A 7790-nucleotide genomic window follows, 5' to 3' on the forward strand; every position below is an offset into this window, starting at 1 on the left:
CCGGCGGACGGCCGGGCGGGGGGCGCCCGGCGCCCGGGCCCGGCGTCCGGGAGGTCGTCGGTCGAGGCGATCGTCGTCTCCCCCGCGGCGACCGGCGCCGCGGAGGCGGCGGTGCGCATCCGCGACCGGTGCGGCACCGCCGAGGCCACGAACGCCACGACCAACGCGATCCCGGTCGCGGCGAGCACCAGCCCGGTGCGGGGGACCAGGGCGAGCGCGACCGCGCCGAAGGCGATCACCGCGACCCACAGGTAGACCAGCAGCACCGCGCGCCGGTGGCTGTGCCCGACCTGGAGCAGGCGGTGGTGCAGGTGCATCTTGTCCGGGCTGAAGGGGCTGGTCCCGGCCCGGGTCCGGCGCACGACCGCCATGAGCAGGTCCAGCGACGGGATGAAGACGATCCCGACCAGCACGATGACCGGGGAGACCAGGGCCAGGATGTTCCCGGCCGACAGGTTGTCCGACTGGGGAACCCGCCCGGAGGCGGTGGTGATGGCGGCGGACAGCATCACCCCGACCATCATCGAGCCGGTGTCGCCCATGAAGATCCGGGCCGGGTGGAAGTTGTGCGGCAGGAACCCCAGGCAGGAGCCGGCGAGCACCACCGCGAGCAGCGCGGGGACGAAGGCGGTGGGGTCGTTGCCGTTCTCGCTGATCAGCCCGACACAGAACACCGCGGTCGCGAGCGTGGTGATCAGTCCGATGCCCGCCGCCAGGCCGTCGAGGCCGTCGACGAAGTTCATCGCGTTGACCAGGACGACGGTGACCAGCACTGTCAGCAGTACCGACTGGCCCTGACCGAGGAAGAGTGTCGATCCCGTGAGAAAGGCGTCTCCGCCGATCGGGATCCAGATGGACACCCACTGCACGCCGTAGAGCACCAGCAGCCCGGCCGCGGTGACCTGCGCGGCGAACTTGGTCAGGGCGTCGAGGTCGTAGCGGTCGTCGAGCATCCCGACGCCGACCAGCAACCCGGTCGCGACGACGACCCCGACGACCTCGGTGCTCTGCTCGAAGTAGGCCAGCCGCAGGGCCGGGAGCTGCAGCGACAGCAGCAGTCCGGCCAGCACCCCGCCGAACATCGCGAGGCCGCCCCACCGCGGGGTCGGGGTGACGTGCACGTCCCGTCCCCGCGGCCAGGCGACCGCGCCGACCTTCAGCGCCAGCATCCGGACCGGCCCGGTCAGCAGCAGCGTGACGACGGCGGCGACCAGCCCGACGAGCAGGAGCTCCCGGATGGGGAGTCCGTACGTGAACTGGTCAGTGGGCACGTCGCGAGCGCCTCTCCGCCTCCGCCGTGGGTCTCAGGTCATCCCCGAGGGTAGGCCGGTGCCTTCGAGACGAGCGCGGTGACCGCCTTCGCGACGTCGGCGAGTTCGGCGTCGCCGGCCGTGGTGTCGTGCTCGGCCTTGACCGCGCGGGCCAGCAGGGCGCCGACCTCGGCCATGTCGGCCTCGGTCATCCCCTGCGTGGTGACGCTGGGCGAGCCGACCCGGATGCCGGACGGCTTCATCGGCGGCGCCGGGTCGTAGGGGATCGCGTTCTTGTTCAGCGTGATGCCGGCGCGGTCGCAGCGGGTCTCCGCCTCCGACCCGGTGACGCCGATCGGACGCAGGTCCAGCAGCGCGAGGTGGTTGTCGGTGCCGCCGGAGACGGCGCGCATGCCCTCGGACTCCAGGCTCGTCGTCAGCGCCCGGGCGTTCGCGACGACCTGGCGGGTGTAGGCCTGGTACTCCGGCTGCGCCGCCTCCTTCATCGCGACGGCCTTCGCGGCGACCGCGTGCATCAGGGGGCCACCCTGGGAGAACGGGAAGACGGCCTTGTCGATGGCCTTGGCGTGCTCCTCGCGGCACAGCACCATGCCGCCGCGCGGGCCGCGCAGGACCTTGTGCGTGGTGGCGGTGACGACGTCGGCGTAGGGCACCGGCGACGGGATCGCCTTGCCGGCGACCAGGCCGATGAAGTGCGCGGCGTCGACCATGAGCTTGGCGCCGACCTCGTCGGCGATCTCGCGGAACACCGCGAAGTCGATCAGGCGCGGGTACGCGGTCGCACCGGCGATGATGATCTTCGGCTGGTGCTGCTTGGCCAGGTCCCGGACCTGGTCGTAGTCGATGACCTCGGTGTCCTCGCGGACCGTGTAGGACACCGCGTTGAACCACAGGCCGGAGAAGTTGACCTTGCTGCCGTGCGTGAGGTGGCCGCCCTGCTTGAGGTCCATGGCCAGCACGGTGTCGCCGGGCTTGGCGAACGCGGCGTAGGCGGCGAGGTTCGCGCTCGCGCCCGAGTGCGGCTGGAGGTTGGCGTGCTCGGCGCCGAAGAGCTCCTTCGTGCGCGCGTTGCCGATGTTCTCCGCGACGTCGACGACGCCGCAGCCGCCGTAGTAGCGGCGGCCGGGGTAGCCCTCGGCGTACTTGTTCGACAGCGTCGACCCGAGCGCCGCCAGCACCGCGGGGCTGGTCAGGTTCTCGCTCGCGATGAGCTGCAGTCCGCCGCGCAGGCGCTCGAGCTCGTCCAGCACGACGCCCGCGATCTCGGGGTCCTGCTGCTGCAGTGCGTGGAAGTCCGGTCCCCAGAAGGTCTGCTCGCTCACGCCGGGACACGCTACCCGCTGCCATCCCCGCAGGCCGCGGCCGTGCAGGCGTGATCACACCCGCGGGTGGCCCCCTCAGACCCGGTCGACCTCCTGGCCGACGACCTCCTCGACCTGTTCGGCGGTCACCCCGCCCTCGCGCAGCATGCGCGGCCGGGCGCCGGTGAGGTCGACGATCGTGGAGGCGACCGGGTCACCGGACGGGCCGCCGTCGAGGTAGACCTGCGCGCTCGAGGCCAGCTGGGTGATCGCCTCGGTCACGTTCGACGCCGGCGGGTTGCCCGAGGTGTTCGCGCTCGACACCGCCATCGGCCCGACCTCGCGCAGCAGCTCCAGCGCGACCGGGTGCAGCGGCATGCGCAGCATCACCGTCCCGCGGGTGCTGCCCAGGTCCCAGGCCAGCGACGGCGCGTGCTCCAGCACCAGCGACACCTCGCCCGGCCAGAACGCCTCGATCAGCGCCCGGGCGGACTGCGGGACTCCTGAGACGAGGCCGTCGATGGTGGTCCAGGAACCGACGAGCACGCCGACCGGCATGTCCGGGCCGCGCCGCTTGGCGGCGAGCAGCGCGCGCACGGCGGTGCCGTTGAACGCGTCGCAGCCGATGCCGTAGACGGTGTCGGTGGGCAGGACGACCAGCTCACCCGCCCGGACGGCGCGCGCGGCGGCGGTCAGACCGCGTGTGCGCTCGGCGGGGACGCTGCAGTCGAACAGCGGCTGGGTCTGCGGTGCACTCACGATCCGCGAGGATACGACCGTGCCGCGCGGGGGTGCGGGGCGGCTCACATCCGCGGCGCCGGCGGGACGTCCGGACGACCGCTCCCCGCTGGGTGGGACGGGCGTCAGGGGCAGGGGACGCGGCGGGCGGTGACGAAGCGCGGGCGGCCGGTGAGGTCGTCGTGCTCGGTGACCTCACCCAGCGTGCGCCGGCGACGCAGCAGTGCCGGGACCGTCTCGCCGTGGGTGTCGTCGTGCTCGATCGCGAGGTGCCCGCCGTGCCGCAGCCATCCGCTGGCCCCGCGTACGACGGCCTGGATGATCTGGGTGCCGTCGGGCCCGCCGAACACGGCGCCGGGCGGGTCCCACCGCTCCACCTCGGGCGGCACCGGCGTCCCGTCCGGGACGTAGGGCGGGTTGCAGACGACCAGGTCGACCGCACCCTCCAGCTCGATGAGCAGGTCGGTCCACCGGACGTCGGCGACGTGCAGGGTCACCGGGCGCCCGCCCGCGGCGACGTGCGCGTCGAGGTTGCGCCGGGTCCAGGACAGTGCCGACGGGTCGGCCTCGAGAGCGTGCACCTCGGCGTCGGGCCGGGACACCGCGAAGGCCAGCGCGAGCGCGCCGGAGCCGGTGCAGAGGTCGAGCACCCGGGGGCGGCTCACGTCGCGGATCGCGGCGAGGCCCCACTCCAGCAGCAGCTCGGTCTCCGGGCGCGGGGTGAACACCCCTGGTCCGACGGCGACCTCGACCGGGCCGAGTACCGCGGTGCCGAGGATGTGCTGCAACGGTTCGCGGGTGGCGCGGCGGGCCACGAGGGCCTGCAGCCGTTCGACGACCGGTGGGTCCACCAGCGGGGTCATCAGCAGTGTGGACCGCGACGAGCCGAGCACGTGCGCGGCGAGCAGCTCGGCGTCGACGCGCGGGGACGCGACACCGGCGGCGGCCAGGGTGCGCTCGGCCTCCGCGATCGCCACCCGGAGCGGCAGCCGGCTGCCGGTCGTGGGGCTCGCCGTCGTCTCGGTCACGGCTCCAGTGTCCCGGCTGCGGGGCGCGGGGACACCGCAGGTGACCGGAGCATCACCTGAGCGGGGGATCATTCCTGCTCCTGCTCCCCCGCCATGGCCTCGGCGCGCTCGGCCGCGGTCAGAGCGGCGAGGACGTCGACGAGGTGGCCGTCGAGCACCGCGGACAGGTTGTAGGCCTTGAACCCGACACGGTGGTCGGAGATGCGGTTCTCCGGGTAGTTGTAGGTACGGATCCGCTCCGAGCGGTCCACCGTGCGGACCTGCGAGCGACGCTGTTCCGACGCCGCCTCGGCCGCCTCGGCCTCGGCCTTCGCCTGCAGCCGGACCCGCAGCACGTCCATCGCGCGGGCCTTGTTCTGCAGCTGGGAGCGCTCGTTCTGGCAGGTCACGACGATGCCGGTCGGGAGGTGCGTGATCCGCACGGCGGAGTCGGTGGTGTTGACGCTCTGCCCGCCGTGGCCCGAGGCCCGGTAGACGTCGACCCGGATGTCGGCGTCGTGGATCTCGACGTCGGGTGTGTCGTCGGCGTCGGGGAAGACCAGGACGCCGGCCGCGGAGGTGTGGATGCGGCCCTGCGACTCGGTGACCGGGACGCGCTGGACGCGGTGCACGCCGCCCTCGAACTTCAAGGCGGCCCACACCCCGTCGACCGGGTCCTTGCTGCGCAGGGACAGCGTGATGTCCTTGTACCCGCCCAGATCGGACGGGGTGGCGCCGAGGACCTCGACCTTCCAGCCGCGGCTCTCGGCGTAGCGGCTGTACATGCGCACGAGGTCGCCGGCGAACAGCGCGGACTCCTCGCCGCCCTCGCCGGACTTGACCTCCATCAGGACGTCGTCGCCGTCGTGCGGGTCACGCGGGCGCAGCAGCTCGGTCAGCTCGGTCTCGAGCTCGACGATGCGGGTGTCCAGGGCGTCGGCCTCGGCGGCGAAGGCGCGGTCCTCGGCGGCGAGCTCACGGGCGGCGTCGCGGTCGTCGCGGACCTGGGCGAGCTCGCGGGCGCAGCGCACGACCGGGCCGAGCTCGGCGTAGCGACGGCCCAGCTTGCGGGCCTGCGCCTGGTCGGAGAGGACGCCCGCGTCGGCGAGGCGCTGCTCCAGCTCGGCGTGCTCGTCGAGCAGGGCGTCGACCGACTGCGTGCTCATCGGGGATTCCTTCGAGGCGCTGGGGCGGGAACGCGAAACGGCGCCCGCCTCCTCGCGTGCGGCGAGGCGACGGGCGCCGTGTCGGGAGCTACTTGGCGGCGCGCTCGCGCTTCCCGTAGCGGGCCTCGAAGCGGGCCACGCGGCCACCGGAGTCCAGGATCTTCTGCTTGCCGGTGTAGAACGGGTGGCAGGCGGAGCAGACCTCGACGCTGATGGCGCCGCTGTTCTTGGTGCTGCGGGTGGTGAACTGGTTGCCGCAACCGCAGGTGACCTGGGTGTCGACGTACTGAGGGTGGATTCCCTCGCGCATGGCTCTCTCCTCATCGTTGGCCGCCGGGTCCCTGGTACGACCAGGGTGAACCGGTGCCGGGAAGCTGACGGTCCATTCAACCATCCGGGCCCCGGCGGAATTCCCACCGGGGCCCGGACGGCACGGCGACGACTAGTCCTCGTCGTTGCCGGGGGCGTTCTTGGCGACCTGCATCAGGAACTCGATGTTGGTCTTGGTCTTCTTGAGCCGGCCGAGCACCAGGTCGAGCGCCTGCTGGTCGTCGAGCGCGGCGAGGACGCGGCGGAGCTTCACCATCACCGCGTGCTCGTCGGGCGACATCAGGAGCTCCTCCTTGCGGGTGCTCGAGTCGCCGACGTCGATGGCCGGGAAGATCCGCTTGTCGGCGATCTTCCGGTCCAGCTTGAGCTCGGCGTTGCCGGTGCCCTTGAACTCCTCGAAGATCACCGTGTCCATCGTGGACCCGGTCTCGACCAGCGCGGTCGCGAAGATGGTGAGCGAGCCACCGTCCTCGATGTTGCGCGCGGCGCCGAGGAAGCGCTTCGGCGGGTACAGCGCCGTGGAGTCGACACCACCGGACAGGATCCGGCCCGACGCGGGCGCCGCCAGGTTGTAGGCGCGGCCGAGGCGGGTGATGTTGTCCAGCAGGACGACGACGTCGTGCCCCATCTCGACCAGGCGCTTGGCCCGCTCGATGGACAGCTCGGCGACGGCGGTGTGGTCTGCCGGCGGGCGGTCGAAGGTCGAGGCGATGACCTCGCCCTTCACCGACCGCTGCATGTCGGTGACCTCCTCGGGCCGCTCGTCGACGAGGACGACCATGAGGTGGCACTCGGGGTTGTTCGTGGTGATCGCGTTCGCGATGTTCTGCATGATCGTCGTCTTGCCCGCCTTGGGCGGGGAGACGATCAGCGCACGCTGCCCCTTGCCGACCGGCATGATCAGGTCGATCACGCGGGTGGTCAGCTGCGTCGGGTCGGTCTCCAGGCGGAGCCGCTCGTTGGGGTAGAGCGGGGTCAGCTTGGTGAACTCGGGCCGGTTGCGTGCGGCCTCCGGGTCCCGCCCGTTGATCGAGTCGACGCGCACCAGCGGGTTGAACTTCTGCCGCTGCTGCTCGCCCTCGCGGGGCTGACGGACGGCGCCGGTGATGGCGTCGCCGCGCCGCAGTCCGTTCTTGCGGACCATCGACATCGACACGTAGACGTCGGTCGGGCCGGACAGGTAGCCGGTGGTCCGGACGAACGCGTAGTTGTCGAGGATGTCCACGATGCCGGCGACCGGCAGCAGGACGTCGTCGTCGCGGATCTCGGTGTCCACGCCACCGCCGGTGGCGCCGCCACCGGTGCGCTCGCGGTCCCGGCCGCGACGGCGGTCGCGGAAGCGGCGGCCGCGGCGGCCGCGGCCGTCACCGTCGTCACCGTCGTCGTCGCGGAAGTCGTTCCGGTCGGTACCGCGGTCGTTGTTCCGGTCGCCGTTCCGCTCACCACGGTTGTCACCGCGGTCGCCGGTCCGGTCGTTGTTGCGGTTCCCGCGGTTGCCGCGGCCGGAGTCGTCGCCGTCGCGGTTGCGCCCGCCACGGCCGTTGTCGCCGTTGCCGCGGCCGTTGTCGTCGCGGCCCTCACCGGTGCGGTCGCCACCGTTGCGGTCGGCACCGCGCTCGGCATTGCGGTCGGCGCCACGGCCGCGACGGCGGTCGCCGTCGGTGCCGGGGTCGTCGCCGTCGGCGTCGCGACGGGCGTCCTTCTGGCCCGCGTCCCGCTGGCCCGCGTCCTTCTGGCCCGCGTCCGTGGCGGGGTCCTTCGGGGCGCCCTGGGGGCCGTTGTCCTTCTGGCCGTTGTCCTTCTGGCCGTTGTCCTTCTGGCCGTTGTCCTTCTGGCCGTTGTCGTCGCCCTGCCCGCGGCGGCGGGTCCGGCCACGACGACCGGCGCCGTCGGCGTCCTCACGGCGCTCCGCGGCCGGGGCCGGGGTGCTGTCGGCCTTCTCCGGCGCGCTCGCGGCGGGGGCGGCCTGCTCGGGCG

Annotated in this window: 7 protein-coding genes; all 7 read right to left on the reverse strand. The window is 72.8% G+C overall.

Annotation, left to right across the window (positions count from 1 at the left end):
• Positions 1–1271, reverse strand: a 1271-nt coding sequence (locus NH602_RS25475; protein ID WP_253069116.1) for a glycosyltransferase family 4 protein, incomplete at its 3' end; no start/stop codon positions are given.
• A 38-nt stretch (positions 1272–1309) separates the two neighbouring features.
• The gene (glyA, locus tag NH602_RS25480; RefSeq protein WP_073578516.1) at positions 1310–2593 is read right to left on the reverse strand and encodes a serine hydroxymethyltransferase; all 1284 of its coding nucleotides are present in this window, start codon (positions 2591–2593) and stop codon (positions 1310–1312) included.
• A 75-nt stretch (positions 2594–2668) separates the two neighbouring features.
• Positions 2669–3331, reverse strand: a complete 663-nt coding sequence (locus NH602_RS25485) for an L-threonylcarbamoyladenylate synthase (RefSeq protein WP_174565925.1) — start codon at positions 3329–3331, stop codon at positions 2669–2671.
• 104 nt (positions 3332–3435) lie between these two features.
• The gene (prmC, locus tag NH602_RS25490; RefSeq protein WP_073578517.1) at positions 3436–4338 is read right to left on the reverse strand and encodes a peptide chain release factor N(5)-glutamine methyltransferase; all 903 of its coding nucleotides are present in this window, start codon (positions 4336–4338) and stop codon (positions 3436–3438) included.
• Positions 4339–4406: 68 nt separating this feature from the next.
• Entirely contained in the window at positions 4407–5483 is a 1077-nt protein-coding gene (prfA, locus tag NH602_RS25495) for a peptide chain release factor 1 (RefSeq protein WP_073578518.1), read from the reverse strand.
• Between the two features lie 88 nt (positions 5484–5571).
• Positions 5572–5793: a 50S ribosomal protein L31 gene (gene rpmE, locus NH602_RS25500; RefSeq protein WP_062397374.1), complete on the reverse strand. Its 222-nt coding sequence runs from the start codon at positions 5791–5793 to the stop codon at positions 5572–5574.
• Positions 5794–5925: 132 nt separating this feature from the next.
• Positions 5926–7790 (reverse strand): transcription termination factor Rho (gene rho, locus NH602_RS25505; RefSeq protein ID WP_253069117.1); only part of this gene is annotated, 1865 nt, incomplete at its 5' end.

Origin of the sequence: Pseudonocardia sp. McavD-2-B, assembly GCF_024124365.1 — a bacterium.
In the GTDB taxonomy this organism is placed as follows: Bacteria; Actinomycetota; Actinomycetes; order Mycobacteriales; family Pseudonocardiaceae; genus Pseudonocardia; species Pseudonocardia alni.